Source organism: Stenotrophomonas sp. STEN063 (genome assembly GCF_056854515.1).
In genome coordinates, this window is the sequence record NZ_JBXFWF010000069.1 from 1 (window position 1) to 26,162 (window position 26,162).

23 protein-coding genes are annotated in these 26,162 nt (G+C 64.0%); 9 read left to right on the forward strand and 14 right to left on the reverse strand.

Annotated features, from left to right (window positions below; genetic code table 11):
* Nucleotides 1-250 precede the first annotated feature (250 nt).
* The 4 genes from AC1VWL_RS16085 to AC1VWL_RS16100 all read right to left on the reverse strand — a co-directional run bounded on the left by AC1VWL_RS16085 (nucleotide 251) and on the right by AC1VWL_RS16100 (nucleotide 3,314).
* Complete coding sequence (locus AC1VWL_RS16085; protein ID WP_481614842.1) at nucleotides 251-547, reverse strand: hypothetical protein; 297 nt, start codon at nucleotides 545-547, stop codon at nucleotides 251-253.
* 80 nt (nucleotides 548-627) lie between these two features.
* Nucleotides 628-1,488 (reverse strand): pseudouridine synthase, encoded by an 861-nt coding sequence (locus AC1VWL_RS16090; protein ID WP_482987354.1) that lies wholly within the window; start codon nucleotides 1,486-1,488, stop codon nucleotides 628-630.
* A gap of 26 nt (nucleotides 1,489-1,514) precedes the next feature.
* The gene (locus tag AC1VWL_RS16095; RefSeq protein WP_282268659.1) at nucleotides 1,515-2,012 is read right to left on the reverse strand and encodes a hypothetical protein; all 498 of its coding nucleotides are present in this window, start codon (nucleotides 2,010-2,012) and stop codon (nucleotides 1,515-1,517) included.
* A gap of 201 nt (nucleotides 2,013-2,213) precedes the next feature.
* Nucleotides 2,214-3,314 (reverse strand): OmpA family protein, encoded by a 1,101-nt coding sequence (locus AC1VWL_RS16100; protein ID WP_481614844.1) that lies wholly within the window; start codon nucleotides 3,312-3,314, stop codon nucleotides 2,214-2,216.
* 382 nt (nucleotides 3,315-3,696) lie between these two features.
* Between AC1VWL_RS16100 and AC1VWL_RS16105 the strand changes: the two genes are divergently transcribed.
* Nucleotides 3,697-4,722, forward strand: a complete 1,026-nt coding sequence (locus AC1VWL_RS16105; protein ID WP_481614845.1) for a zinc-binding alcohol dehydrogenase family protein — start codon at nucleotides 3,697-3,699, stop codon at nucleotides 4,720-4,722.
* Nucleotides 4,723-4,814: 92 nt separating this feature from the next.
* On the forward strand, nucleotides 4,815-5,429 hold the full coding sequence (yczE, locus tag AC1VWL_RS16110; RefSeq protein ID WP_482987355.1) for a membrane protein YczE: 615 nt from the start codon (nucleotides 4,815-4,817) through the stop codon (nucleotides 5,427-5,429).
* Between the two features lie 17 nt (nucleotides 5,430-5,446).
* Here yczE and AC1VWL_RS16115 read toward each other — a convergent pair whose 3' ends face one another.
* Complete coding sequence (locus tag AC1VWL_RS16115; RefSeq protein ID WP_482987363.1) at nucleotides 5,447-7,417, reverse strand: LTA synthase family protein; 1,971 nt, start codon at nucleotides 7,415-7,417, stop codon at nucleotides 5,447-5,449.
* 241 nt (nucleotides 7,418-7,658) lie between these two features.
* On the opposite strand from AC1VWL_RS16115, the gene AC1VWL_RS16120 reads away from it, so the two are divergent.
* From AC1VWL_RS16120 to AC1VWL_RS16130, 3 genes are all read left to right on the forward strand, one after another.
* Nucleotides 7,659-9,689, forward strand: a complete 2,031-nt coding sequence (locus AC1VWL_RS16120) for an oxidoreductase (protein ID WP_482987356.1) — start codon at nucleotides 7,659-7,661, stop codon at nucleotides 9,687-9,689.
* 519 nt (nucleotides 9,690-10,208) lie between these two features.
* Nucleotides 10,209-10,667 carry a cell wall hydrolase gene (locus AC1VWL_RS16125; RefSeq protein WP_057629626.1) on the forward strand — a complete coding sequence of 153 codons (459 nt, stop codon included), beginning with the start codon at nucleotides 10,209-10,211 and terminating at the stop codon, nucleotides 10,665-10,667.
* 103 nt (nucleotides 10,668-10,770) lie between these two features.
* Nucleotides 10,771-11,388: a glutathione S-transferase N-terminal domain-containing protein gene (locus AC1VWL_RS16130; RefSeq protein WP_482987357.1), complete on the forward strand. Its 618-nt coding sequence runs from the start codon at nucleotides 10,771-10,773 to the stop codon at nucleotides 11,386-11,388.
* An 81-nt stretch (nucleotides 11,389-11,469) separates the two neighbouring features.
* On the opposite strand, the gene msrA is transcribed toward AC1VWL_RS16130, so the two are convergent.
* Genes msrA through msrB form a run of 3 tightly spaced genes read right to left on the reverse strand, consistent with a single transcriptional unit; the run spans nucleotide 11,470 to nucleotide 14,521 of the window.
* Complete coding sequence (msrA, locus tag AC1VWL_RS16135; protein WP_482987358.1) at nucleotides 11,470-12,213, reverse strand: peptide-methionine (S)-S-oxide reductase MsrA; 744 nt, start codon at nucleotides 12,211-12,213, stop codon at nucleotides 11,470-11,472.
* Between the two features lie 16 nt (nucleotides 12,214-12,229).
* Entirely contained in the window at nucleotides 12,230-13,984 is a 1,755-nt protein-coding gene (locus tag AC1VWL_RS16140; RefSeq protein WP_482987359.1) for a cytochrome c biogenesis protein DipZ, read from the reverse strand.
* Nucleotides 13,985-14,017: 33 nt separating this feature from the next.
* Nucleotides 14,018-14,521: a peptide-methionine (R)-S-oxide reductase MsrB gene (gene msrB, locus AC1VWL_RS16145; RefSeq protein WP_313494623.1), complete on the reverse strand. Its 504-nt coding sequence runs from the start codon at nucleotides 14,519-14,521 to the stop codon at nucleotides 14,018-14,020.
* 143 nt (nucleotides 14,522-14,664) lie between these two features.
* Between msrB and AC1VWL_RS16150 the strand changes: the two genes are divergently transcribed.
* Nucleotides 14,665-15,384: a response regulator transcription factor gene (locus tag AC1VWL_RS16150; RefSeq protein WP_481614853.1), complete on the forward strand. Its 720-nt coding sequence runs from the start codon at nucleotides 14,665-14,667 to the stop codon at nucleotides 15,382-15,384.
* Nucleotides 15,381-16,853 (forward strand): sensor histidine kinase, encoded by a 1,473-nt coding sequence (locus AC1VWL_RS16155; protein ID WP_482987360.1) that lies wholly within the window; start codon nucleotides 15,381-15,383, stop codon nucleotides 16,851-16,853. The genes AC1VWL_RS16150 and AC1VWL_RS16155 overlap by 4 nt, the downstream gene beginning before the upstream one ends.
* A 36-nt stretch (nucleotides 16,854-16,889) precedes the next feature.
* Here AC1VWL_RS16155 and AC1VWL_RS16160 read toward each other — a convergent pair whose 3' ends face one another.
* The 6 genes from AC1VWL_RS16160 to AC1VWL_RS16185 form a co-directional block, all read right to left on the reverse strand.
* A complete protein-coding gene (locus AC1VWL_RS16160; protein ID WP_482987361.1) occupies nucleotides 16,890-17,951 on the reverse strand; it encodes a suppressor of fused domain protein in 1,062 nt (353 codons plus the stop codon).
* Between the two features lie 88 nt (nucleotides 17,952-18,039).
* Nucleotides 18,040-18,519 (reverse strand): hypothetical protein, encoded by a 480-nt coding sequence (locus AC1VWL_RS16165; RefSeq protein WP_481614856.1) that lies wholly within the window; start codon nucleotides 18,517-18,519, stop codon nucleotides 18,040-18,042.
* 141 nt (nucleotides 18,520-18,660) lie between these two features.
* Complete coding sequence (gene prpE, locus AC1VWL_RS16170; RefSeq protein WP_482987362.1) at nucleotides 18,661-20,541, reverse strand: propionate--CoA ligase; 1,881 nt, start codon at nucleotides 20,539-20,541, stop codon at nucleotides 18,661-18,663.
* Between the two features lie 361 nt (nucleotides 20,542-20,902).
* Nucleotides 20,903-21,526, reverse strand: coding sequence for an RluA family pseudouridine synthase (locus AC1VWL_RS16175; RefSeq protein ID WP_481614858.1), 624 nt, complete (start codon nucleotides 21,524-21,526; stop codon nucleotides 20,903-20,905).
* A 295-nt stretch (nucleotides 21,527-21,821) separates the two neighbouring features.
* Nucleotides 21,822-22,805 (reverse strand): malate dehydrogenase, encoded by a 984-nt coding sequence (locus AC1VWL_RS16180; RefSeq protein ID WP_481615741.1) that lies wholly within the window; start codon nucleotides 22,803-22,805, stop codon nucleotides 21,822-21,824.
* A 111-nt stretch (nucleotides 22,806-22,916) separates the two neighbouring features.
* Nucleotides 22,917-23,411: a peptidylprolyl isomerase gene (locus AC1VWL_RS16185; RefSeq protein ID WP_481615742.1), complete on the reverse strand. Its 495-nt coding sequence runs from the start codon at nucleotides 23,409-23,411 to the stop codon at nucleotides 22,917-22,919.
* A 212-nt stretch (nucleotides 23,412-23,623) separates the two neighbouring features.
* Between AC1VWL_RS16185 and typA the strand changes: the two genes are divergently transcribed.
* Both typA and AC1VWL_RS16195 read left to right on the forward strand, forming a co-directional pair.
* Nucleotides 23,624-25,471 (forward strand): translational GTPase TypA, encoded by a 1,848-nt coding sequence (gene typA / locus AC1VWL_RS16190; RefSeq protein WP_481549810.1) that lies wholly within the window; start codon nucleotides 23,624-23,626, stop codon nucleotides 25,469-25,471.
* Between the two features lie 5 nt (nucleotides 25,472-25,476).
* Entirely contained in the window at nucleotides 25,477-25,953 is a 477-nt protein-coding gene (locus AC1VWL_RS16195) for a DUF2127 domain-containing protein (protein ID WP_481615743.1), read from the forward strand.
* Nucleotides 25,954-26,162 lie beyond the last annotated feature (209 nt).

Below are 26,162 nucleotides of genomic sequence, written 5' to 3' on the forward strand. Positions count from 1 at the left end.
CCCCTTGCCGGGAATTCCCTTACCCTTTCCCGCCCTAGGCCTCGCGGGGGGGCCCACTACGTTCGGTTTGCTTGTAGAGCCCCTTGCCGAGCATGGCTCGGCACTACGTTGGGGTTTGCTTGTAACGCCCTTGCCGAGCATTGCTCGGCACTACGTTTGGGTTTGCTTGTAACGCCCTTGCCGAGCATGGCTCGGCACTACGTTTGGGTTTGCTTGTAACGCCCTTGCCGAGCATGGCTCGGCACTACCGTCAGTTCTGCTTGGCAGGCGCGGCAGGTGCCGGCACGGCGGCGCCCTTGGCGACGCGGATGCCATTGGCCTTCATCCAGGCATCGAACTGATCGGCGCTCATCTTCTGCTCGCCCTGCTGCATCATGAAACGGTAGTTGCCCAGCGAATCCTTCTCGGCCAACGGTGCTTCCACCCGCACTTCGATCGGCTTGTCGTCGTTCTTCGCGGTCTTCTTGGCCGACGAAGCGCAACCGCCCAACACCGCAACCGAAGCCGCCACGAGAACGATGCCAGAGACGCGGGAAAGAGCTTGCATGGCAATAACCTCAAGTAATTAGAGTCGCAGTCTAATCCACCATCTCACCAAGTGCAGCTATTTATCTGAATTTATTGAACTTAGTCACTCACACTGACATGTGCGGATTTGCTGGCAGCCTGCAGCGCATTCAGCTCTGCCTGGCTCAACTCCCGCCACTGGCCCTTGCCCAGCTCGCCCAGCTGCACGGGCCCTATCGCCACCCGCATCAGTCGCAGTACTTCCAGCCCCAACGCCTTGAGCAGGCGCCGGATGTGGCGATTGCGGCCTTCATCCAACACCACCTCCAACCACGCGGTGCGTTCGCCATGCCGCAGCAGCTGTACCGAATGCGCCGCCAGGCGTTCGCCCTCGTCGTCGATACCCGCCTGCATGCGCTCGAGCACGGCCGCATCAGGCACAGCATCCACCTGTACCCGGTAGGTTTTCAATGGGCCGGTACTGGGCTCGGTAAGACGCGCCGCCCACTCCGGATCATTGCTGAAGAACAGCAGGCCTTCGCTGGCCTTGTCCAGGCGCCCTACCGGCGCCATCCACGGCAGCCCGGCCCCCTCGAAACACTGGTAGACGGTGTCGCGGCCCTGCTCGTCCTGCACCGTGGTGACCAGGCCACGCGGCTTGTTCAAGGCCAGGTAGAGGCGTCGCGGTGCTGCCAGCGGCAGGCCATCCAGCAACACCTGCTGGCGACCAGCAATCACCGGGGACTCGGGGTCACGCACGACCTTGCCATCCACACTGACGCGACCATCGAGCACCCGTCGCGCAGCTTCGGTGCGCGAGCACACGCCGGCCTTGGACAGCACCCGCGCCAGACCATGCCGAACCCCGGCAGGGGCGGCCTTGCCAGCGCGGGCTGCATTGCTGGGCGCACGCGAAAGCAAACGCCCGCCGGGCGTTGCGCGGCGGGCGTGCGGAGGATACGGCGGCTTGGACGGCGACATCAGGACTGCGAGCGGCTGTTGCCGCCTTACTTGACCTCGGCGGCAGGCTGCGCCGCAGCCGGTGCTGCAGCCGGATCGGTCGCGGCCGGACGTGCCTTGACCACGCGCACACCGCGCGCCTTCATCCAGGCATCGAATTCTTCGGCGGTCATGCGCTTGCCGTTCTGGCTCATGTCAAAACGCCACGGCGTGTTGTCGAACTCGGTCTGCGGCTTGTAGGCAGCCGGATCGTTGGCGTTGATTGCCGGACGCGCCGGAATGGCGTTGGCGACGTTGTTGCAGCTCTCGACCCGCAGGCGCATCAACACGCGGTCCAGCGACTGCTCATCACCACCGGCCGAGCTCAATACACCCGACGGCATGCCCAGCTGGCCCGGACGCACATACAGCTCCGACGCCACCGGTGCGATCAACGAGGTGGCCAGCGGCGCCGGCGTCACGGAACTGGCCGAGCAATCCACGGCTGCATGGGCGGCAGGCACAAATGCCAGGGCGACAAGACCAGCCAGAGCGATACGCAGCATTGAATTTCCATTCGGCAAGTTAACGCGGCGAGTGTAGGCAGCGTCCGCAGCGCTTTCAACCGTTATGTGCGCGCAAACCACGATTACCCGCCGACGTCACACAAATTGCGCTCCGGGAAAGTCGCCGGTGCAGAAACAAACAAGGCCCGGCAAATGCCGGGCCTTGTTCTCAAACTGTGGTACTGAAACCGAAGCGTCCGATTAGTTCTGGACGTTCAGCTCGGTACGACGGTTCTTTGCGCGACCTTCCGGGTTGTCCGAACCATCAGCATTGGTGTTCGGAGCAATCGGACGGCTCTCGCCGTAGCCGATCGGGCCCTGCAGACGAGCAGCCGACACACCATTGGTGGTCAGGTAGTCGTACACAGCCTTGGCGCGACGCTCGGACAGCTTCTGGTTGTAAGCGTCGGTACCCTTCGAGTCGGTGTGACCGGCAACTTCAACGCGCAGATCCGGGTAACGCTTCAGGATCTCGGTGGCTTCGCTCAGGATCGACACGGCGTCCGGACGCAGGGTGGCCTTGTCGAAATCGAAGTTGACACCCTTCAGGTCGATCGAGACCGGCACCGGGCAACCGTCCGGACCGATGGTCTGGCCAGGCTGCGAGTTCGGGCACTTGTCGTCGCAGTTGTTGACGCCGTCACCGTCGTCATCCAGGTCTGCGCAGCTCGGAGCAACCGGAGCCGGTGCCGGAGCAACAGCAGCGACCGGAGCCGGGCCCAGCGGGATCACGACGCCGACCGAAGCCAGCACGTCGCCGAACCAATCCTGATCCTTGCCAGCGGCGGCCGGAGCGTAGCTCTGGTCGTCGAAGTCAGCGCGGTAAGCCAGTTCAGCACGCACAGCGACGCGCTTTTCGAAGGTGGTCTGCAGACCAACGCCGACCTTGGCGGCCAGGTTGCCGTCCTTGCGATCCTTCAGCTCGGCACCGGCCAGGTACTCTTCCTCAGCCTTCTGGTAGCCCAGACCTGCCAGCAGGTACGGGTTCCAGCCACGGCCTTCCTGGATGAAGTGGCGACGCAGGTCCAGCGAAACGCCGTACTGCGACCAGTTCTGATCCTGGTTGTTGTCGAAGTTCGGGTTCTGATAGTTCAGCTCACCGTCCAGCGACCAGTTCGGGCTGATGAACTTGCCCAGACCCAGCGTGGCAAACGGGGCGTCGTTGGTGCCACGATCGCCGTCCTGGAAGTTGAAGCCGGCCGAACCGGTCAGGTACCAGCGGTCGTCAAATTCCTGAGCCGAAGCGGCCTGGGCAAAAGCCAGACCACCGAGCAGCGCGGCAGTAAGGATCTTCTTGTTCATGAAATACAGCTCCTTGTTTCGGGGGTATGAAACCGGTAGAGGCATGGTCCAGCACAGCGATATTCTTCGTCGCGTTCAGAGACGGCCGTTTCCTCACGCCATCGCGGTGCACATTATGCGCTTGGCCGTGAAGGCGATGTTAACAGGCTCGTAACAAATGCAGCGACCACCAGACCCCTACGTGTCCGGCTTGGCGCAACGTATACAGCTTGGTCAACGGACGCAAGAGTCAGCTATCGCAAGGCTTCCGGGGGAAATGCTGCGGCGCAGCTGATTTCATGTGACAAACCCTTTATTAACAGGGCTTGCGCCGCCGGTTACCGCCAGCTGAATCGTTTGCTCGGTATGATGATTTTGCTCCCCCGCTACGGAACTTTTCCGCATGAAAGCAATCGGCCTGACCCGCTATCTCCCCATCAATGAACCGGATGCGCTGCTGGATCTGACTTTACCGGTCCCGGCGGACCCGCAAGGCCAGGACCTCCTTGTTCAGGTTCAAGCTGTTTCGGTTAATCCGGTGGACACCAAACTGCGCGGCGCCAAGCCGGGCGAGGAAAACCCACCACGGGTGCTGGGCTTTGATGCCGCAGGCACGGTGGTCGCGGTAGGCCCCGAGGTCACCGCGTTCGAAATCGGCGATGAGGTCTACTACGCCGGCGACGTCACCCGCCCGGGCTGCAACGCACAGCTGCAGTTGGTGGACGAGCGCCTGGTGGGGCGCAAGCCGACCACGCTGGATTTCGCCGAAGCCGCGGCATTGCCACTGACCACCCTTACTGCCTGGGAACTGTTGTTCCAGCGCATGCCCTTCCAACTGGACGGGCGTCGCAATACCGGCAAGACCTTGTTGGTGATCGGCGGCGCCGGCGGCGTTGGTTCGATGGCGATCCAGCTTGGTCGCCACGCCGGCTTCACCGTGGTGGCCACCGCTTCGCGCCCGCAAAGCGTGCAATGGTGCGAGCAGATGGGCGCAGCGCACGTCATTGACCACCGCCAGCCGTTGGCACCACAGCTGCAGGCGCTGGGCATCAACAGCGTCGAGGCGGCACTCAATCTGGCCAACACCGACCTGTACTGGCAACAGCTGGGTGAACTGCTGGCACCACAAGGCCATGTCGGGTTGATCGTCGAGCCTGCCGGTGAACTGCGCATCGGCGATCCCTATAAAGCGAAATGCATCGGCATCCACTGGGAGTTCATGTTTGCCCGCGCCCGCTTCCGCACCGCCGACATGATCGAGCAACACCGCATCCTGACCCGCGCGGCCAGCCTGATCGATGCAGGCGAACTGCGCACCACGCTCAGTGAGCGGCTGGGCACCATCAACGCCGAGCACCTGCGCCAGGCGCATCGCCAGCTGGAGGCCGGCAGCACCATCGGCAAGCTGGCGCTGGAAGGCTGGGACTAAGCCACACGCCACAGCACGTTGCGCCACGTACAGGTGGCGCAACGCCCCCACCCATGAGCCTGCACTGCAGGCAGCACGTTGATCTCCCGACAATGCCCTCCCTGATGTCTGTATCGCGCCTGCTGCAGCTGCTGCTGGGCCTGTTCCTGTTTGGTATTGCCTCTTCCCTGATGATACGTGCCGGTATCGGCATCGCCCCTTGGGATGTACTGAGCCAGGGCATCTCTCTGCGCAGTGGCCTGGGCTTCGGCCTGGTCACCAATCTGGTCGGCGTCTGCGTGTTGCTGATGTGGCTGCCGATACGGCAGAAACCCGGACTGGGGACGGTGCTGAATGTGCTGCTGATCGGCCCCAGCGCACAATTGGGCCTGAATCTGCTGCCGGCCGCTCAAGACCTGCTGTGGCAACTGCTGTTGTTCGCTGCTGGACTGGTGCTGCTGGCGATCGCCACCGGGCTTTACATCGGTGCGCGCTTCGGGCCTGGCCCGCGCGATGGCTTGATGACCGGCCTGCATGCGCGTACCGGCTGGGCGATCTGGAAAGTACGCACCCTGATTGAAGCCAGCGCGCTGGCGATAGGGTGGTGGTTGGGTGGCAATGTCGGTTGGGGCACGCTGGCGTTCGCCCTGCTGATCGGGCCGCTCTGCGGCATCACCCTGCCCTTGTTTGATCGCCAACAACGGCCAACAGCCTCACCGGCTGCTTGATCATGGCTGCTGCGCAGTCACCGACGACTGCGCACTACCTGCTGGCGGATATGCCAGTCGCGCAATGCCACCCACGCCGCAGCCTGCCTTGTCCGCGCCGCGCTGACCGCATCCGGCGCTTCGCCCTGCACCTGCACATGGCGGGAATCGAGCCAGCGATGCAGGCGCGGCTTTTCCAGTGGGAGCAACAAACCGGTCGGGGTGTACATCCGGTTGAACTGTGCCAAGGCCTCCCCGCCATTGGGCGCGGGCTGCCAGAGATTGCGGCCGGTGGCGAAGTAGCGCTGGCCCGGCAACGCCAGTTCCACCAGGGTCGGCAGGAGATCCCCATGGCCGGCAAAAGCGCTGGTATCGGGCGCGCTGTCGGCCGGCGCGAATGCCGGCGGAACCCGCAACCAGGCGAATACGCGATCCACGTCCACCTGCTCGGCAGGCAGGTCGTAGCGGTAATGCGAGCGCAGGTTGTGGTCGCCAGCCATCGCCACCAGGGTTCGCTCGCCCAACGGCTGCTCGCGCAGCTGCTGCAGGAAACCGCCCAGCTCATCGGCCTGGTATTGATAGGTAGCCAACATCCGCCGCAGCTCGCCGCTATCAGCCAGCGCGCGAGGACCCAAGGCGGCCGGATCCAGCGGGTACTGCCGACGTGGCGTATCCAACAGATGCGGTGGGTGGTTGCTGGTGGTCAGCAACACCATGAACACCCGCTCACCACGGGCATCGGCCTCGCTCAACACGGTCTGCGCGAAGCGGAACAGCCAGCTGTCATACAAACCCCATTCGGTCCCGGTGGCCTGGGCGAAACGCTGTTTGATATCGCGCGCGTCATACACCCGATCAAACCCTTGATTCGGAAGCGCAGTGCCAATCTCGCGCCAATCACTGCCGCCGCCATAAATGAACACGGTGCGATAGCCCGCGCGCTGGAATGGCAGCGCAGCAGACGTATCAAACGCCAGCCGCGCATTCCGGCCCAAGGTCAGCGGCGTGATCGGCGTTCCAAGGATCAGGTTCTCCAGTGCCGGGTGGGTGCCGTTCTGGGAGGCGATGAAGTTGTCGAAGCGGTGCCCGGTAGGCAATTCGGCGCGCAGGCGACCGAGCATGTCGTTGTGCGGGCCATCGGTATAGAGCAGGTCCTGGCCGAAGGACTCCAGCAGACCCAGCACCACATGTGGTGACTGCGCCAGGCTGCGTGGCTGGCCGGGGGCGACCGGGAACAGCGCCTCCTGCAGCACCTGTGGATCCGCAGAAGGCAGCCCGGCGAGCTTGGCGGCCCCGTCAATATCGGCAAACCCCAGGCCTTGCAGGCCCACCAGCGGATCGTTGCTGATATCGGTCTCCTTGGCACGCGTGCGCGCTGCGCGGTAAAGCGCCAGTGGCGCGTTCAGTACCATGGCATTGACGAAGGGATCGGCCGACACGGTCACATCACGCCTAATCAGCGGGAAGCTGCCAACACTTCCGCGCGCCAGCAGTACCAGCAGCACGCATTGCAGTACCAGCAACAGCGTGCGCGACCATGCGGCCGAGCCGCGCGGCCAGCGCAGGGCCAGCCAGTCACCGGTGCGCGGAATGCTCCAATGCAACACGCCCCCTGCCAGCAACAGGCCCACAACGCCCCGGACTACTGGATAGTCATCCCAGACGGTCTCCAGGATCGCCCCGGTGTCGTCCTCGAACATGCCAAATACGATGGGATCGAAGCGCGTCTTATAGAACGCGTAATAGAAGTGCTCGCACAGCGACAGCAGCGCGAACGCCAGCAACAGTGCCAGCAACAGATGCTGCGCCAGCCGTACCGCCGTCTCTCGCCGTCCCGCCAGCCACACCGGGAGCGTCAGCAAGCCGACCAGGCCAGCGGATATCGCACCGGCCACCAGGTCATAGCGCATCCCCTGCAGCATCGCCGGCCACAGCAGCGCGAGGCTGCGCTCACTGCCGGCGTAATCCCACCACATGAACAGGCGAGCCAGGCCACCAAGCAACACCATGCCCACGAGCAGCATCCAGAGCTGGGGAAACAGGCGGGTGCCGCGTTTTGCGGGAACAACACTTGAAGGCATTACAGGCATGGAGCGTCCACGACAGTCAGTCCGTTGCTGGGCGGGGCGGCGCATTGTAATGAGGCTGTAACTCTTTTGGGATAGGTCGCCGCCGATCAGCCGGATCAAGGATTGAGGCCAGACCGATTGCCAGTCAGAATGGGCCATTCCATACGCAAGCGTATCCAGCATGACGCCAGCCAACGACACCGCCTATCCGCATCTGTTCGCCCCGCTGGAGCTGGGCTTCACCCAGCTGCGCAATCGCATCCTGATGGGCTCGATGCATACCGGGCTGGAGGATCACGCCCGCGACTTCCCGAAGCTGGCCGCCTACTTTGGCGAGCGCGCGGCCGGCGGCGCGGCGCTGCTGGTCACCGGTGGCTTCGCGCCCAACGTGGTTGGCTGGCTGACGCCGTTCGGCAGCAAGCTGTCCTGGCCCTGGGAAGTCAGCCGCCATCGCCAGGTAACCGCGGCAGTCCACGGCCACGGTGCCAAGATCTGCCTGCAGCTGCTGCATGCCGGCCGCTACGGTTATCACCCCTTGCAGGTGGCTCCGTCCAAGCGCAAGGCGCCGATCAACCCGTTCACCCCGCGCGCGCTGTCGGCCGGCGGCGTTGAGCGGCATATCGCCGACTACGCCCGCGCCGCCAAATACGCACGCGATGCCGGTTATGACGGCGTTGAGGTGATGGGCTCGGAAGGCTACCTGATCAACGAGTTCATCGCCCCGCGCACCAATGGCCGCAACGACGCCTGGGGCGGCGACCCGGCAAGGCGCATGCGCTTTGCGGTGGAGATCGTGCGCCGCATCCGCGAGGCCTGTGGCCCGGACTTCATCATCATCTACCGGCTGTCACTGGTGGACCTGGTCGAGGACGGCAGCAACTGGCAGGAGATCGTGCAGCAGGCCAAGGCCATCGAAGCGGCCGGTGCGACCCTGCTCAACTCCGGCATCGGCTGGCACGAGGCGCGCATTCCGACCATTGCTACCTCGGTCCCGCGCGCGGCGTTTGCGGGTGTCACCGCCAAGCTCAAGCCGCATGTCGGCATTCCACTGATCGCCACCAACCGCATCAACATGCCGGACGTGGCCGAAGGCATCCTCGCCAGCGGTGGTGCCGACATGGTGTCGCTGGCGCGGCCGCTGTTGGCTGACCCGCAATGGCCGGCCAAGGCCAAGGTCGGCAAGCCCGAGGCCATCAATACCTGCATCGCCTGCAACCAGGCCTGCCTGGACCATGTGTTCCAGCAGAAGCGCGCCAGCTGCCTGGTCAACCCGCGTGCAGCGCACGAAACCGAGCTGGTCTACCTGCCGACCAGCGCACCCAAGCGCGTTGCCGTGGTCGGCGCCGGTCCGGCCGGCCTGGCCTGCGCCACCGTCGCCGCCAGCCGCGGGCACAAGGTGACCCTGTTTGATGCAGCCGACGAGATCGGCGGCCAGTTCAACGTGGCCAAGCGCATCCCCGGCAAGGAGGAGTTCCACGAGACCCTGCGCTACTTCCGCCATCAGCTGGCCGAAACCGGGGTCGATGTGCGCTTGAACACCCGCGCCGATGCCGAGGCACTCAGTGACTTTGACGAAGTGGTGGTCGCCACCGGCATCAGCCCGCGCAAGGTCGACTTCCCGGGTGCCGACCATCCAATGGTGGTCAGCTATCTGGATGTGCTGCTGGGCCGGGTCAAGGCCGCCGACAAGGTGGCCATCATCGGCGCCGGTGGCATCGGTTTCGACGTCGGTGAGTTCCTCGTGCATGAAGGCCCGTCACCGGCCTTGGACCCGGCCCGCTGGATGGCCGAATGGGGGGTGGATACCAGTTTCGAGAGCCGTGGCGCGCTGGCCAAACCGCAACCCGAAGCCCCGGCCCGCAAGGCCTGGCTGCTGCAGCGCAGCCCTGGCAAGCCCGGTGCCAAGCTCGGCAAGACCACCGGCTGGATCCACCGCGCCACGCTCAAGGCCAAGGGCGTGAAGATGCTCGGCGGCGTCGAGTACCTGGGTGTGGACGACAGCGGCCTGCGCATCCGCGTGGACGGGCAGGAACAGTTGCTCGACGTCGGCACCGTGGTGATCTGCGCCGGTCAGGAACCACGCCGCGAGCTGGCTGACGCCCTGCAGGCCACCGGCCGCAGCGTCCATGTCATCGGCGGCGCGGATGTCGCTGCAGAACTCGACGCCAAGCGGGCAATCGATCAGGGCAGTCGTCTCGCCGCGGCACTTTGAGACAACCCCCGTCCGATTTAGGACAGCACCGTCGTAGCCCGGTTAAGCGCAGGCGCACCCGGGACGATTCGCTCAACGCCCTCATCGATATCAACGCACCCGATCACGGAAGCGCGGCGCTTCCCCCGGCGACGCGTTCGATGCAGCAAGCCGCCTAAAGTGCGATACAAATCTCACTTATTTCGGCGTTGAGCAGCGGACCGACGTGACCCTGAATCACCCCGCCGCTGTGCCCGCAAAAACCTGAATGCGCGTACCCGAGGCAAAAACAACCCCTGCAACAAACCTGAATGTCAACAAACACCGTTCAGGATGAGTTTTGGATTGCCCCCCTACCTTGCGCCAACTTCCGCTCACCCACCAGTTCCGGTGAGCAGGCGCAGCCCTCCCCAATCTGATTGAGGGCTGCCCACGGGGCGGCCCCGATGCCACGGCCGCCTCCCCATAACGCCAAGTCGTTGCTGTCCGGTTCCCGATTGGGGGCAGGCAGGCTGCGGCCCATACGGAGCAAGGAGATTTATGAAACTGGCTTGGATTCTTTGGTTGTCGCAGATGTTGCCGCAGCCAGCAGCCGATTCGTTGTGCTTGAGCACCACCGTCTATCTGGAAGCCCGCGACCAGACCCTCCGCGGCCAGCAGGCCGTGGCCGAAGTCGCCCTGCGGCGGCTGGACAGTGGTCTGTGGGGTGACTCGATGTGCCAGGTGGTGACCGCGCGCAAGCAGTTCGCCCCGACCCTGGTCGCCCCCGGCACCCAGCTGCGCAACAACGATGCCTGGGCTGAAGCCGTGGACGTGGCCTTTGCCGCCGAGCGCAACTGGGCCCTGCCCAATGGCCAGCGCAAGGAGATCGTGCCCGGCGCCAGCCACTTCGCCGCCCACGCCATCGCCAGCCCGAGCTGGCGCAATGCCTACCAGGTGGCCACCATCGGCGGGCATACCTTCTACAAGGTGCAGTCACTGAAGCCGCGCGCTTCCTGAGCCAGCTGAACGCTTAACGCACTGTCTGTGCCAATCATGGACACACTGCGTTACGCGCTTGTGGCGATAATGCCCGGGTCTTTCAACTCCCGAGGTAGCCTTGATGAAGCTCTATACCAAGCCCGGCGCCTGTTCGCTGGCCGACCATATCGCACTGCTCTGGTCGGGCCTGCCGTTCGAGCTGCAGATCGTGGATTACGCCACGATGAAGTCGCCCGAGTACCTGAAGATGAACCCGGCCGGCGCCGTGCCGATGCTGGAAGACGGCGGCTGGATCCTGACCCAGAACGCGGCCATCCTGCACTACATCTGTGACAAGGCCCCGGCTGCCGGTCTGGAAGGCGGCAGCGACCCGCGTACGCGCGCCGAGGTCAACCGCTGGCTGTCCTTCGTCAACGCCGACCTGCACCCGACCTACTACCCGATCTTCGGCTCGACCAAGTATCTGGAAGACGAAGCGGTCATCGCCCGTACCCAGGAAAACTCGCGGCAGAAGCTGACGGCCCTGTACCAGCGCATCAATGACCGTCTGGCCGAGGTCGACTGGCTGGGCGGCACCCCGCGCGCCTCGATCGCCGACGCCTACACCTACGTGACCCTGCGTTGGGCGCGTGGCCTGAAGCTCGACCTGGCCGGCATGGACGCACTGGACCGCTTCGAGCAGCGCATGCTGGCCGATCCGGCCGTGCAGTCCGCGCTCAAGGCCGAAGGCCTGAGCTGATCCAGCGCATACCTTCTGAACAAACACGGGCCGCCGGTTGCATGACCGGCGGCCCGTTGCGTTTGTGGCATTCACCCGCTGCTATCGCGCCGACAAGCGCATCACCAGCCGCGGTCGCTCGCGGTACAGCCCCGGATACTGCTGCTTCAACGCGGCGACCTTCGGCAGATCATTGATGCGGATGTAGGCCGCCTCCGGATGCAGGGCCAGGTAATTCTGGTGATAACCCTCGGCCGCATGAAACACCTTGCCACCATCGACCTGGGTGACCAATGGCGCAGCGAACAGCTTGCTGCGCTGCAGTTGCGCGATATAGGCGCGCGCCGCATCACGTTGCGCGGCATCATCGGCATAGATGGCCGAACGGTACTGGCTGCCATGGTCCGGCCCCTGCCGGTTGAGCTGGGTCGGATCGTGCACCACCGAGAAGAACACCTGCAGCAGCTGCCCGTAGCTGACCTGCGAAGGGTCGTAGCTGACCTGCACGGCCTCGGCATGACCACTGCCGCCACTGCTCACCCGCGCGTACGTGGCATCGGCAGCGCTGCCACCGATGTAGCCGGAAACCGCGTTGTCCACGCCGGTGATGTGCTGGAACACGCCCTGCACGCCCCAGAAGCAGCCGCCGGCAAACACCACCTTCGCCTGTTTGACGCCGGCTTGCTGCAGGTCAGCTGCACCAGTCGGTGCTGGCAGCCTGATCGACACCGGCGCTACCGGCGCGGCCTGCACCGAACGATCCATGCTGAACACCGCAACCAGCAGCAATCCTGCAACCATCGCCGCGATGCCGCCGGCGACCAGTTTGTCCGTGGCGATTCTCATCACGTGTCTCCTCCATTCAACCGAAAGTGAAGGCATAGGCGCGCACGCCCGGATCGAGGAACTCGATTTCGAATGTGCGTTCGCGCACGTCGCCGTTCTGGCGGATCAATTGGTACAGGCGGTTCTGGTCCACCGTGCCCTCGCCCTGCGCGGATACGTCGCTGCCAGCCGCGGCGTCCGGTGCCTGACCATCAATACGCACGCGGAAGCGCACCGGCCGCGCCGGGTCCTGCGGCGCCAGCACCAGATGCAGGTCACGCGCATGGAAGCGGAACGCAATACGCCCTCCCGCCTGTTCCAGCTGCGCATCTTCCTCGCCAATGCGCCACTGCCCGCCCAGCGCCCATTGATTGAGCTGCAGCTGCATCGGCACGGCGTACGCGGCGACCTGCCCTGCGTGCATGCCACCCGGCGAAGCGAAGTGCTCGGCGCGGCCATGGCCGATGTAGGTTTCCGGCGACTTCAAACTGCTCATGTCCGCCTGCCGCTCGACGCCGTTGCTTGCCATGCGCATTGCCGGTGCCGTGTCGCCCGGCAAGCTGTTGCCGGCCTCGCGCAGCAGCTGACGGATGATCAGTTCGGACTGCGCGTAGTTGCCCTCGCCGAAATGATGGGCGCGGATGCGTCCCTGCGCGTCGATGAAGTAATGCGCCGGCCAGTACCTGTTGTTGAATCCGCGCCAGATCGCGAAGTCATTGTCGATGGCGACCGGGTAAGTGACCTTCAGATCCTTCACCGCGCGCTGCACATTGCCCAGGTCACGCTCGAAGGCGAACTCAGGCGCATGCACGCCGATCACCACCAGCCCATGGTCCTTGTAACGTTCGGCCCACTCGCGCACATAGGGCATGGCACGTAGGCAGTTGATGCAGGAATAGGTCCAGAAATCGACCAGCACCACCTTGCCACGCAACTGTTGCGCATCCAGCGGCGGGCTGTTCAACCAGCCGGTGGCACCAGCCAGCGACGGCAGCTCGCCTTCCACCGGCAGGCTGGCATCACCCTTGGCATCGCCGGCCATCGTCATCATCGCCGGGCCTGCAGCGGGTTGTTGCGCAGGCAGTGCATCCAGCAGCTGCTGTTCCAACCTGGCCGTGCTGACCGTGGACAACCGCGTCAGCAAGCCAGTGTCCCAGCCCATCGCGATTGCCAGCACCGCCAGCAAAGCCGCAACACCCAAACCGCGACGAATCCATTCGCCCACGCCCAGGCGCTGCTTCAAGGCAGTGAACACACGCCCGCCTATCCACACCGCCAAGGCCAACGAGGTCGCCGCACCCAGCGCATAGGCCAGCAGCAAGCCGGTCGTGCCGACATTTGCCCCCTGCAGCGCCGCGCCAGTCAGGATCAGGCCAAGGATCGGCCCAGCGCAGGGGGCCCACAGCAAGCCGGTGGCAACACCGATCAGCAGCGAGCTCAGCACTCCGCCCTGCCCGGCATCGGCGGCTGCGCCCAGGCGCACGCCCAAGCGCTGCAGCGGCGCCAGCAGCCGATCTGCCAACGCCGGCCACAGCAGGGCCACGGCAAACAGCGCCATCACCACCAGCGCGATCCAGCGCCCGATCTGGTTGGCCTGCGCCACCCATTGACTGCCCACCGCCGCCAGGCTGGCGACCACCGCGAACATCAACGCCATGCCGACCAGCAGTGGCAACCCACTGCGCAGGAACGGCCGGTCCGCACGTGCGAACACAAACGGCAGCACCGGCAGGATGCAGGGGCTGAGCAGGGTGAGTACACCGCCGAGATAGGCCAGGACCAACAGGAACATGGAAACGTCCTTCTTGAATGAGGGAGGCGGCGCTCAGGCCGCGACGAATTGCAGGGCCACGCCGTTCATGCAGTAACGCAGCCCGGTCGGGCGCGGGCCGTCTTCGAAGACATGGCCCAGATGGCCACCACAGCGCCGGCAATGCACCGCCACCCGGGTCATGCCGTAGGAGGTATCGCGGTCCTCGCCTACCGCGCCATGCAGCGGTGCCCAGAAGCTGGGCCAGCCGGTACCGCTGTCGAACTTGGTGGCCGAGGAGAACAGCGGCAGCGCGCAGCCCGCACAGTTGAAGGTGCCACGCCGGTGCTCGTTGTTGAGCGGGCTGCTGAAGGCCCGCTCGGTGCCCTGCTGGCGCAGCACCGCGTATTGCGCGGGGGTAAGCTGCTGGCGCCATTGGGCGTCGCTGCGCATCACCTCAAACACGGCACCGCGCGCGGGTGCTGCCGGTGCCGGACCGTTGCAGGCAGTCAGGCCCAGCACGCCAGCAGCGGCGGCCATGCCACCAATACCGAGCAGCTTGCGACGGGTGAGCGACATGGGCGTTCTCCAGCCAGGGACGATGTGGCAATGCTGCGCCCGGGCAGGTCAAGGAATCCTCACGCAGAGTTAAATTCTTCGTGACACATCCGCGCGCCGGTCCAAGCACAATGCCAGCCATCCCCCAACGGCCGCAGGCGTCGATGAGCAGCAGCAAACGCATCCTGATCGTCGAAGACGATGTCCACATCGCCAACCTGCTGCGTATGCACCTGCGTGACGAAGGCTATGACGTCACCCATGCGGCCAGCGGTGATGAAGGCGTGCGCCTGCTGGAAAGCGGGCAATGGGATGCGCTGGTGCTGGACCTTATGCTGCCTGGCGTGGACGGCCTGGAAATCTGCCGTCGCGCCCGCGCAATGACGCGCTACACGCCGATCATCATCACCAGCGCGCGCGCCAGCGAACTGCACCGCATCCTCGGTCTGGAACTGGGTGCCGACGACTACCTGGCCAAACCGTTCTCGATGCTGGAGCTGGTAGCGCGGGTAAAGGCCTTGTTGCGGCGGGTCGAAGCGATGGCGCAGAACGCACGCATCGATGCTGGCGCGATCGAAGTTGCCGGCCTGCGCATCGACCCGGTCGCACGCACCGCGTTGGTTGAAGGACGCCCGCTGGAACTCACCCCGCGCGAATTCGACCTGCTGTATTTCTTCGCCCGTCATCCCGACCAGGTGTACTCGCGGATGGAGCTGCTCAACCAGGTCTGGGGCCATCAGCATGATGGCTACGAACACACCGTCAACACCCACATCAACCGCCTGCGCAACAAGATCGAGCACGACCCGGCAGCGCCCAAGCGCATTCTTACGGTATGGGGACGTGGCTACAAACTGGCGAGCGACGACGGGAGCACGGCATGAACCGGCTGACGCTTTCGCAGCGCCTGACGCTGGTGTTCTGCGCGTTGCTGTTGATCTGCTGCGGCGCGCTGGCCTGGATACAGATGCGCAGCAACCGCATGCACGAGCAGGAAACCGTGCAGCGCCTGTCACGCGGCCTGGCCGAGCACATCGCCCGCAGCGGCGAGTTGATGGATGCACGCGGCATCCGCGATGGCGAAGTGCGCGCCCTGTTCGGCAAGCTGATGTCGGTCAATCCCAGCGTCGAGGTCTATCTGCTGGATGACGAGGGCCGCATCCTTGGCCATGACGCGCCGGAAGGCCACCTCAAGCGGGACCGCATTGACCTGGCACCGGTGCAGGCACTGCTCAACGGCGAAAAACTGCCGATCTTCGGCGACGACCCGCGCAGCAGCAACGGCCGCAAGGTATTCAATGCCGCACCGCTGTGGGTGCAGGGCCGCCAGGTCGGCTACATCTATGTGGTGCTGGTCGGCGAGCAACGTGAAGCGCTGGCTGCTGACATCGCTGCCAATAGCAATCTGCGCACCACGCTATGGTCGCTGGCGATCGTCGCGGTGATCGGGCTGCTGGCAGGACTGATCGCGTTCCGCTGGGTGACCCGGCCGCTACGCCAGCTTACCCGTCGCATCCAATCCTTCGACGTGGACAGCGCCGACCCGCGCCTGCCCTTGCCGCCAACGCCGCTGCGTGCCGGTGAGCGCGACGAGCTCAGCATCCTGCAACACAGCTTTGCCCATCTCAGCCAACGCGTCAGCGAGCAATGGCAGCAACTGCGGCAGCAGGACCTGCAGCGTCGCGAACTGGTCGCCAACCTGTCGCATGACCTGCGCACGCCGCTGTCGTCGTTGCACGGCTATCTGGAAACCCTCGCCCTCAAGGACGCCAGCCTCAGCGCCGAGGAGAGGCAGCGCTACCTGGGCATCGCCCTGTCACAGAGCCACAAGGTTGGTCGGCTTGCACAGGCCTTGTTCGAACTTGCACGACTGGAACATGGCGGTGTGGTGCTGGAACTGCAGGCGTTCTCGCTGCCGGATCTGGTCCAGGACGTCTTCCAGAAATTCGAACTGGCCGCACAGTCACGCCAGCAGCAACTCGCAGCAGTGATACCCCCCGGCCTGCCACCGGTGGAAGCCGACCTCGGCCTGATCGAGCGGGTGCTGACCAACCTGCTCGACAACGCGATCCGGCATACACCGGCGGGCGGCCGCATCACGGTGGCGTTGCGCGCACTTGATGGCGATGTGCAGGTCAGTGTGTCCGATACCGGCCCAGGCATTCCCGCAGCGCGCCGCGATCAACTGTTCAGCACGCTACCGGCCCTGGGCAGCCAGCGACCGGACAGTGGTGGCCTGGGCTTGTTGATCGTGCACCGCATCCTGCAGCTGCACCATCGCCAGATCCGCCTGCTCGACAGCGACGACGGTGCGGCCTTCGAATTCTCCTTGCCTGCGGCACGTCACCGCTGACGCCGCTGCGCAATGAATGCCGCAGCGGCTGCAGGATCAACCGATCTCGCGGATCACGCCACCTTGCCCATCACGCAGCAAGGTCGGCCTTACTTCGATCTGCAGCTTGCCACCTGGCAGCGGATACAGACCGCGTTCGGCACGCACGCTGTCCAGCATCGCTTGCAGGCTTGCATCGGACAGCACACAGCGCGCGCTGTCGCCATCACTCTGTACGTCGTCAACCAGGCCCGGCTCAAACCGCCACTGGCTGTCCTTTCCAAGCACCACCAGCGGCTTGTCGTGATGCAGCCGCAACGGCAGCAGCTCGAGCACACTGGCGACCTGCCCCGCTCCCAGCACCAACGTGGTGGTTGCGTCTTCGACTGACCAATCCAGCGTTTCCACGAACAACATGCCGGTGCTCGATCCTTCGCGCTGGCTGCCCGCTTCCAGCTGTGCGGCAATGGCGGAATCATCCAACAGCGAAGCGCGCTCAAGTTCGGTGATCCACAGCGGCATTGCCGGCTCCAGCACCGCCAATACGTCCTGCGTTGACCAGCGCTTGATCGCCGCCATCTCCTCGTCGGTCACCCCCACCAGTTGCAGGAAGGTCAGACGGCCGTTGGCAGTGTCGATCGCAGGAAGCTGCGGATCGGCGGCGAAGGCAAGGTGCCGCAGCCTGGTATCGGTATCCAAGGCGATAGGCCCGTTGGCATCGAGATGATGCCCGGCCTCGAATACATTGCCGCTGTTGAAGACGTAGCGCGCAAGGTTCTGCATCAGGTTCATCGGCCACGCCGGCGGCTCGGCGCGTTTGTCGTCACCTGCCTGTGCAGCAAGACGGAACGTCAACTCGAAACCAAAGCCGCTTTCCAGCGGGTCATCGCTCTGCTTGTCGTACAGCTCGGAAAATCCGTAGCTGACGTAGTGCCAATGTGGACGCGGCGACTCGCTCCAATAGACGCTGATGCCGTCCAGCGGATCGTTGCCGCCCAGCGTATGCGACAGCAGCGTGCCGAAATGCCGCGGCTCCTGCCCCGGGTAGAGCGCAGCCATTGCCGCGTTGATCGCATCCCAGCCCGCAGTGCTGATCTCGCCGCTGTTTTCCTGTGCCATGCAGGGCACTCCCATGATGAACCTGCCACCATGATAGTGCCCTTGCATCGCAGCGGCCCGCCGCTACAGGCAGGCCCCAGCTGATAAGTCAGCCAACAACCAGCGCGCGCGTTTCTTCCAACCAGCGGCTGGCAAATGCAGGGCTCTTGGCCTTGCCCAGTGCCGCCGCCAGTTCCGGCCACAACTGCTCCAGGCTGACCGCGGTCTTGCTGCGATCGATCTTCAGCTGGATCAGATAGCCCTTCAGGCCCAGGTGCTTGCGCACCGATTCGGCCATCCAGTCGCGCAGCTGCTGGTAGCGCAGCGGATCGTCGCCGAGCTGGGTGGTCACTGGCAGCACCGGTGCCTTGTCGGCACTGCCGGCAACCGCGTCGATCAACTCCAGCGCGCTCAGCTGCTGCAATACGTCTTCCGGCGCGCGCAGGCCTTGTGCCATCTGCTGCAGCTCACGCTCATCGCGCTGCCCATCAACCAGCAACAGCACCGAACGCAATGCCGGCGCCAGCTTCAGGCCACGGTTCTCGATCTCCAGGCGGCCAGCGGCCGTCTTGGCATAGATGAATGCCATTCCCCCTCCCTCTTTTGTGCATCGCAATACGGTACGTGCGCATCTTCCAGGAGCCCCCGCCCCCGGGAATACCCAACATCTGCCCGCGTACCGCCCCCTTGCGATCACCGCTGCACCGTGGCCTTGCGGCCTGGTTGCGCGCTATTTCCCCAGCGCGCGGCGGATTTCCTCCAGTGCGCCCGGGTCGTCGAGTGTCGACAGATCGCCCGGGTCGCGCCGTTCCGCCAATGCCTGCAATGAACGCCTCAGCAGCTTACCCGAACGGGTCTTGGGAAGCGCATTGACGATATGAACCTGCGCAGGCCGCGCCACCGCACCCAGCGAAGCTGTGACCTGCTGCATCATTTCCGCAGCCAGCTGCCCGGCATCATCGCCGGGTTTGGCCTGCTTCAAGGTGACGAAGACCAGCGGCACCTGCCCCTTCAGTTCGTCATGCACGCCGATCACCGCCGCCTCGGCCACCCGCGGATGGGCGGAGATGGCTTCCTCGATCTCGCGCGTGCCCAGCCGGTGCCCAGCCACATTGATCACGTCATCGGTGCGACCCAGGATGAAGGTATAGCCGTCCTCGTCGCGGATGGCCCAGTCCAGCGAGCTGTACAGCAGCTCCTTGAAGTGACCGAAGTAGCTTTTCAGGAAACGCTCGTCATCGTTCCAGATCGTGCTCATGCAACCCGGCGGCAACGGCGGCTGGATGACCAGCACGCCCTTCTGCCCGGGCGGCACTTCGGCGCCGCTCTGCTCGTCGATGACCTTCATTCTGTAGCCCAGATTCGGCAAGCCCGGTGAGCCGAACTTGATCGGCTTCATTTCCAGTCCCGGCAACAAGGTCAATGCCGGCCAGCCGGTTTCGGTCTGCCAGTAATTATCGATGACCGGCTTATGCAGCGCGCCGGTGATCCACTTCGCGGTCGGCTCGTCCAGCGGCTCACCGGCCAGGAACAGGTACTTCAGCTCGGACAGGTCATGGCGATCGATGAAATCGACATCGTGTTTCTTCAGCACGCGGATCGCGGTCGGCGAAGAGAACATCGTGCGCACACCGTACTGTTCGCACAGCGCCCACCAGATGCCTGCATCCGGATTGATCGGCAGGCCTTCGTACAGCAACGAAGTGCAACCGCCGATCAAGGGACCATAGACGTTATACGAATGCCCAACCGCCCAACCGACATCGGAGGTGGAGAACATCACCTGGCCCGGCGCGCAATCAAACACCGTGCGCATCGACTGCGCCATCGCCACCGCATAGCCGCCGACATCGCGTTGCACGCCCTTGGGCTTGCCGGTGGTACCGGAGGTGTACAGCAGATAGCTGGGCTCGTTGGACTCCAGCCATTGCACCGGCACCTCGACATCACCAACCTGCACACGCAGCTGCGCATAGTCCTCGTCGCGGCCAGCGATGCGCGGCTCTGCTGCATCCAGACCGCGCGAGACAATCAATACCTTGGGTGGCGGCGTAGTGGCTTCAGCACAGGCGGCATCGACCATCGCCTTGTACGGAATGACCTTGCCACCGCGCATGCCGGCATCGGCAGCGATCAGCAATTTTGGCTTTGCATCGTCGATACGCAGCGCCAGGTTGTGCGCGGCGAAACCACCGAAGACGACCGAGTGCACCGCACCGATGCGCGCGCATGCCAGCATCGCGAACACCGCCTCGGCCATGTTCGGCATGTAGATGACGACGCGATCGCCGCGGCCGACATCGAGCTTGAGCAGTACCGCGGCGAAGGCATTCACTTCGCGATGGAGGTCGCGGTAAGTGAGTTCGCGGGTGATGTTGGTTTCGGTGGAGATGGCGACCAGCGCGAGTTGGTCGGCGCGCTCGGCCAGGTGCCGATCAACCGCGTTGTAGCAGAGGTTGGTTTCGCCACCGACAAACCAGCGCCGGAATGGAGGATTGGAGTAGTCCAGGATCTGCTGCGGGGGACGATGCCAGTGGATCGCCTTGGCTTCTTCAGCCCAGAAAGCTTCCGGCTCTTCTATGGAACGGCGGTAGATCTGCTCGTACTGCACGAAACCCTCCGGCAACTCCCTGGCTATGTGCCGAGCATAGTCCGGAGGATGGCCCGGACTCCTTGCGACGATGGTCTTAAGACCAAAGGCTCGGGGGCGGGAAATTGAGGACCAAGAGCCGGGGTTGAGAGTTTTGAGCTGAAAGCTTGCCCTCACCCCAACCCCTCTCCCGTAAACGGGAGAGGGGCTAGTGCACTAACAACCGACGCATTGCTAGCCCCTCTCCCGCATGCGGGGTGAAAGGAGCAGCTTGCGAACCACCGGTTCGCTGCTCCCTGAACGACCTCGCGCCAGCGCGAGGGCCGGGGCGCAGCGCGGGGGTTGGGGTGAGGGGAAGCTTCTAGCAAGAGTAGCCTCCGCCTTAGAAAGGACACTCCGAAACAAACTCCAACATCTCCCCACTCAGCGGATGCACAAACCCCAAGCGCCGCGCATGCAGGCATACCCGCAGCGCAGGAAGCGCGTCGTACATCACGTCACCCACGATCGGATGCCCGATGCTTGCCAGATGCAAGCGCAGCTGATGGCTGCGCCCGGTCACCGGCTCCAGCTCTACCCGCGTGGTCTGCGCAGCGGCATCACGCGCCAATACCCGCCAACGCGTCAACGACGGCTTGCCCAGTTCAAAGCTCACCATCTGCTTCGGCCGGTTCGGCCAATCGCAGATCAACGGCAGATCAATTTCGCCGGATTCAGCCTCGACCAGACCCTGCACCAGCGCTTCATAGCGCTTGCTGACCTGGCGCTGTTCAAACTGCTTGGACAAGGCAATCTGCATCGCCTTGCCGCGCGCGTACAACATCAATCCAGAAGTGACCTGATCCAGACGGTGCACGGTCAATGCATCCGGATGGTCCAGTTGCAGACGCGCCACAACGCAGTCCTGGTTTTCCGGCAGGCGACCGGGCACGGACAACAGCCCAGCCGGTTTCTCCGCGACCAGCAACGCCTCGTCGATGTAGTGCAAAGCAATCTTGTCAGTCATATCCAAGAGAAAAATGTAGTGCCGAGCCATGCTCGGCAGAGGCCTTACCGATAGACCGTCAATCCGGCAAAGAGCTTACCCCTCCCCAACCCTCCCCTTCGCTCCGCGAAAGGGAGGGAGCGTAGTGCCGAGCCGTGGTCGGTATAGGCCGCAGCCCTGTAGTGCCGAGCCATGCTCGGCAGAGGCTTCACCAGTAGAGCCTCTGCCGAGCATGGCTCGGCACTACAACAGACAACAAATAAAAACGGGGAGGCCGAAGCCTCCCCGTTCATTGCATCACATCAACCGCCAGCTGTTACAGCAGGTCGGCAACGCCGGCGCGCTCTTCTTCCAGCTCGCCCAGGGTGATGTCGATGTACTTCTTGGAGAAGTCGTCGATCGGCAGGTCCTTGATGATGGTGTACTCGCCGTTCTCGGTGGTTACCGGGAAGCCGAACACGACGCCTTCCGGAATGCCGTAGGAGCCGTCGGACGGCACGCCCATGGTCACCCACTTGCCATTGCTGCCCAGCACCCAGTCATGGATATGGTCGATGGCAGCGTTGGCTGCCGACGCAGCCGAGGACAGGCCACGGGCGGCGATGATCGCTGCGCCGCGCTTGCCGACGGTCGGGATGAAGGTGTTGGCGTTCCATTCCTGGTCGTTGATCAGCTCGGCAACCTTGGCGCCGCCGGTGGTGGCGAAGCGGTAGTCCGGGTACATGGTCGGGCTGTGGTTGCCCCACACGGTGAACTGCTCGAAGCTCTCCACGGTCTTGCCGGTCTTGGCAGCCAGCTGGCTCAGGGCGCGGTTGTGGTCCAGGCGCAGCATGGCGGTGAAGTTGCGCGGGTTCAGGTCCGGCGCCGACTTCATCGCGATGTAGGCGTTGGTGTTGGCCGGGTTGCCGACCACCAGCACCTTGACGTCACGCTTGGCGACGGCGTTCAGTGCCTTGCCCTGAACGGTGAAGATCTTGGCGTTCTCGAGCAGCAGGTCCTTGCGCTCCATGCCCGGGCCGCGCGGACGTGCGCCGACCAGCAGGGCCACGTCGACGTCCTTGAAGGCCACCAGCGGGTCAGCGGTGGTCACCACGCCAGCCAGCAACGGGAATGCGCAGTCTTCCAGTTCCATGACCACGCCCTGCAGGGCGGCCTGGGCCTTTTCGTTGTCGATTTCGAGCAGCTGCAGGATGACCGGCTGGTCCTTGCCCAGCATTTCGCCAGAAGCGATGCGGAACAGCAGTGCATAACCGATATTGCCGGCAGCGCCGGTTACGGCAACACGAACGGGTGCTTTCATGGGGGTTTCCTCTGCTAAGAAGCGGTTGTGGGGGTAAGGCCGGGCATACGCAGGCGCGCTGGCCAGCTGGAATCAGAAACGGCCACCTGTGCAGGTGGCCGTTGGTATCAATCAGGCGGCGAGGATCTTGTTCCACTCGGCGACGCGGTCGGCCTTGGCAGCCAGCACGGCGTCGGTATCGCCTTCCAGGGTGATCTTGTTGATCGCATCACCCTGCTTGATCGCGTCAACCACGTCCAGGCCTTCGAGCACCTTGCCAAACACGGTGTGCTTGCCATCGAGCCAGTCGGTCTTGATGTGGGTGATGAAGAACTGGCTGCCGTTGGTATTCGGGCCGGCATTGGCCATGGACAGCACGCCGCGCTCGTGGCGCACGCCATTCTTGGTTTCATCTTCAAAACGATAGCCCGGGCCGCCGCGGCCGGAGCCTTCCGGGCAGCCGCCCTGGACCATGAAGTCAGCGATCACGCGGTGGAACGCCAGGCCATCATAGAAGCCGTGCTTCACCAGATTGACGAAGTTGGCCACGGTCAGCGGTGCCTTGTCGGCATACAGCTCGATCTTGATCGGGCCGCGGGAGGTGTCGAAATTGGCGATCAGCGACATGGAAATCCTTAGTAAAGAAGACGACTCTCAATAGCCAGCTAGTTTACACCCGGCTCCGCCCGTGCTGCTGCCCCTCTGCAGCAGCTTGAACCGAGGAAGGCTGAATGGGCAATCAGACGAGTCTGAACGGCAGTTTTCGCACAGCGGCGACATAGCGCTATAATGCTGGACTCATTTTCCCCATTTCACGGCACCGGCTGGCCGTCTTTCGCATGTCCATCGAAAATCTTCGCAACATCGCCATCGTCGCCCACGTCGATCATGGCAAAACCACCCTCGTCGACCAGCTGCTCAAGCAGTCCGGCACCCTGTCCGAGCGCACGGTACTTGCCGAGCGCGTGATGGACAGCAACGACCAGGAAAAGGAACGCGGCATCACCATTCTGGCCAAGAACACGGCCATTACCTGGGAAGACAAGAAGACCGGTACCAAAAACCGGATCAACATCGTCGATACCCCGGGACACGCCGACTTCGGTGGCGAGGTGGAGCGCGTGCTGTCGATGGTCGACTCGGTGCTGATCCTGGTTGACGCGATGGACGGCCCGATGCCGCAGACCCGCTTCGTCACCCAGAAGGCCTTCGCGATGGGCTTCAAGCCGATCGTCGTGGTCAACAAGGTCGACCGCCCGGGCGCCCGTCCGGAATGGGTCATCGACCAGGTGTTCGACCTGTTCGACAAGCTCGGCGCCACCAATGAGCAGCTCGACTTCCCGATCGTCTACGCCTCGGGCCTGAACGGCTACGCCGGCCTGGAAGACACCGTCCGCGACGGCGACATGACCCCGCTGTACGAAGCGATCATGAAGTACGTGCCGGTGCCGGAAGTCGAGGCCGACGGCCCGTTCCAGATGCGCATCAGCCAGCTGGACTACAACAACTTCGTCGGCGTCATCGGCATTGGCCGCATCCAGCGCGGCAAGGTCAAGAAGAACCAGGCCGTCGCCGTGATCGACCGTGAAGGCAAGAAGCGCCAGGGCAAGGTCCTGCAAGTGCTGGGCTTCATGGGCCTGGAGCGCATCGAAGTCGACGAAGCACAGGCTGGCGACATCATCGCCATCTCCGGCATCCAGGAACTGACCATCTCCGACACCGTCTGCGCCCTGGACACCCCGGAAGCGCTGCCGCCGCTGACCGTCGACGAGCCGACCATCTCGATGACCTTCCAGGTCAACAACTCGCCCTTCGCAGGCAACAAGGACCTGTCCGGCGGCAAGTTCCTGACCAGCCGCCAGCTGAAGGAGCGCCTGGAGCGCGAGACCGTGCACAACGTGGCACTGAAGGTCGAGCAGCTTGAAGACGCCGACAAGTTCCTGGTCTCCGGTCGTGGCGAGCTGCACCTGTCGGTGCTGATCGAAACCATGCGTCGCGAAGGCTACGAGCTGGCCGTGTCGCGCCCGGAAGTGATCATCAAGGAAATCGACGGCCAGATGATGGAGCCGATCGAGCAGCTGGTGGTTGATATCGAAGAGCAGCACCAGGGCGGCGTGATGGAAAAGCTGGGTACCCGCAAGGGCCTGCTTGAAAACATGGAGTCCGACGGCAAGGGCCGTGTTCGCCTTGATTTCAAGATCCCGGCGCGTGGCCTGATCGGCTTCCAGAACGAGTTCAAGACCCTGACCCAGGGTTCCGGCCTGCTGTTCCACGTGTTCGACCATTACGGCCCGAAGGAACAGGGCGCCATCGCCAAGCGCCTGAACGGCGTGATGATCGCCAACGCCCCGGGTGCAACCCCGGCCTATTCGCTGGGCCCGCTGCAGGAACGCGGCAAGCTGTTCGCTGCTGAAGGCGACAACGTGTACGAAGGCCAGCTGATCGGTATCCACTCCAAGGACAACGATCTGACCGTCAACGCGATCAAGACCAAGCCGCTGACCAACATGCGCGCTTCGGGCAAGGACGATGCGATCCAGCTGACCCCGGCCATCAAGTTCTCGCTGGAACAGGCCCTGGACTTCATCGACGACGACGAGCTGGTGGAAATCACCCCGAAGGAAATTCGTCTGCGCAAGAAGTTCCTGACCGAAAGCGACCGCAAGAAGGCGTCGCGCGGCGGCTGATTGTCTTGACTGACAACAAGCCCTACAACCCGGATCCGCATGCGCATCCGGGACTGGCAGCCATCGCGCTGCTGGAAGCGGGAAAGGCCGTACTGGCCTTTCTCGCCGCGGCTGGCCTGGAGATCTCCGGGCCGGCCCCACTCCGCAACATCATCAATGCCCTGATCCACCGCGCAGGTGGTGACCCCGAGAACGGCGCTTTCTCCTCGCTGCTGGGCATGATCACCCCCGATACCGTTCACCTCGGCGCCGCTGTACTGGTCGGCTACGGGCTGCTGCGCCTGCTCGAAGCCTGGGGCCTGTGGCGCGCCAAGGCCTGGGCCTCATGGCTGGGCTGCATCTCCGCTGCGCTTTACCTGCCGCTGGATTTCTACGCCATCGTCAAACACCCCGGCTGGGCCTCGTGGCTGCTGCTGGCGGTCAACCTGCTGGTCGTCTGGGTACTGGCCCGCGACCTCGGCAAGCGTCGCAGCAAAGGGTAGCGCCTCTTCTGTAGTGCCGAGCCATGCTCGGCATTGGGCCTGCCCGACAATCCCGAGCGCTTCACCTGTAGTGCCGAGCCATGCTCGGCAGGGGCCTGCCCAGCAATCCCGAATGCTTCACCTGTAGTGCCGAGCCATGCTCGGCATTGGGCCTGCCCGACAATCCCGAATGCTTCACCTGTAGTGCCGAGCCATGCTCGGCATTTGGC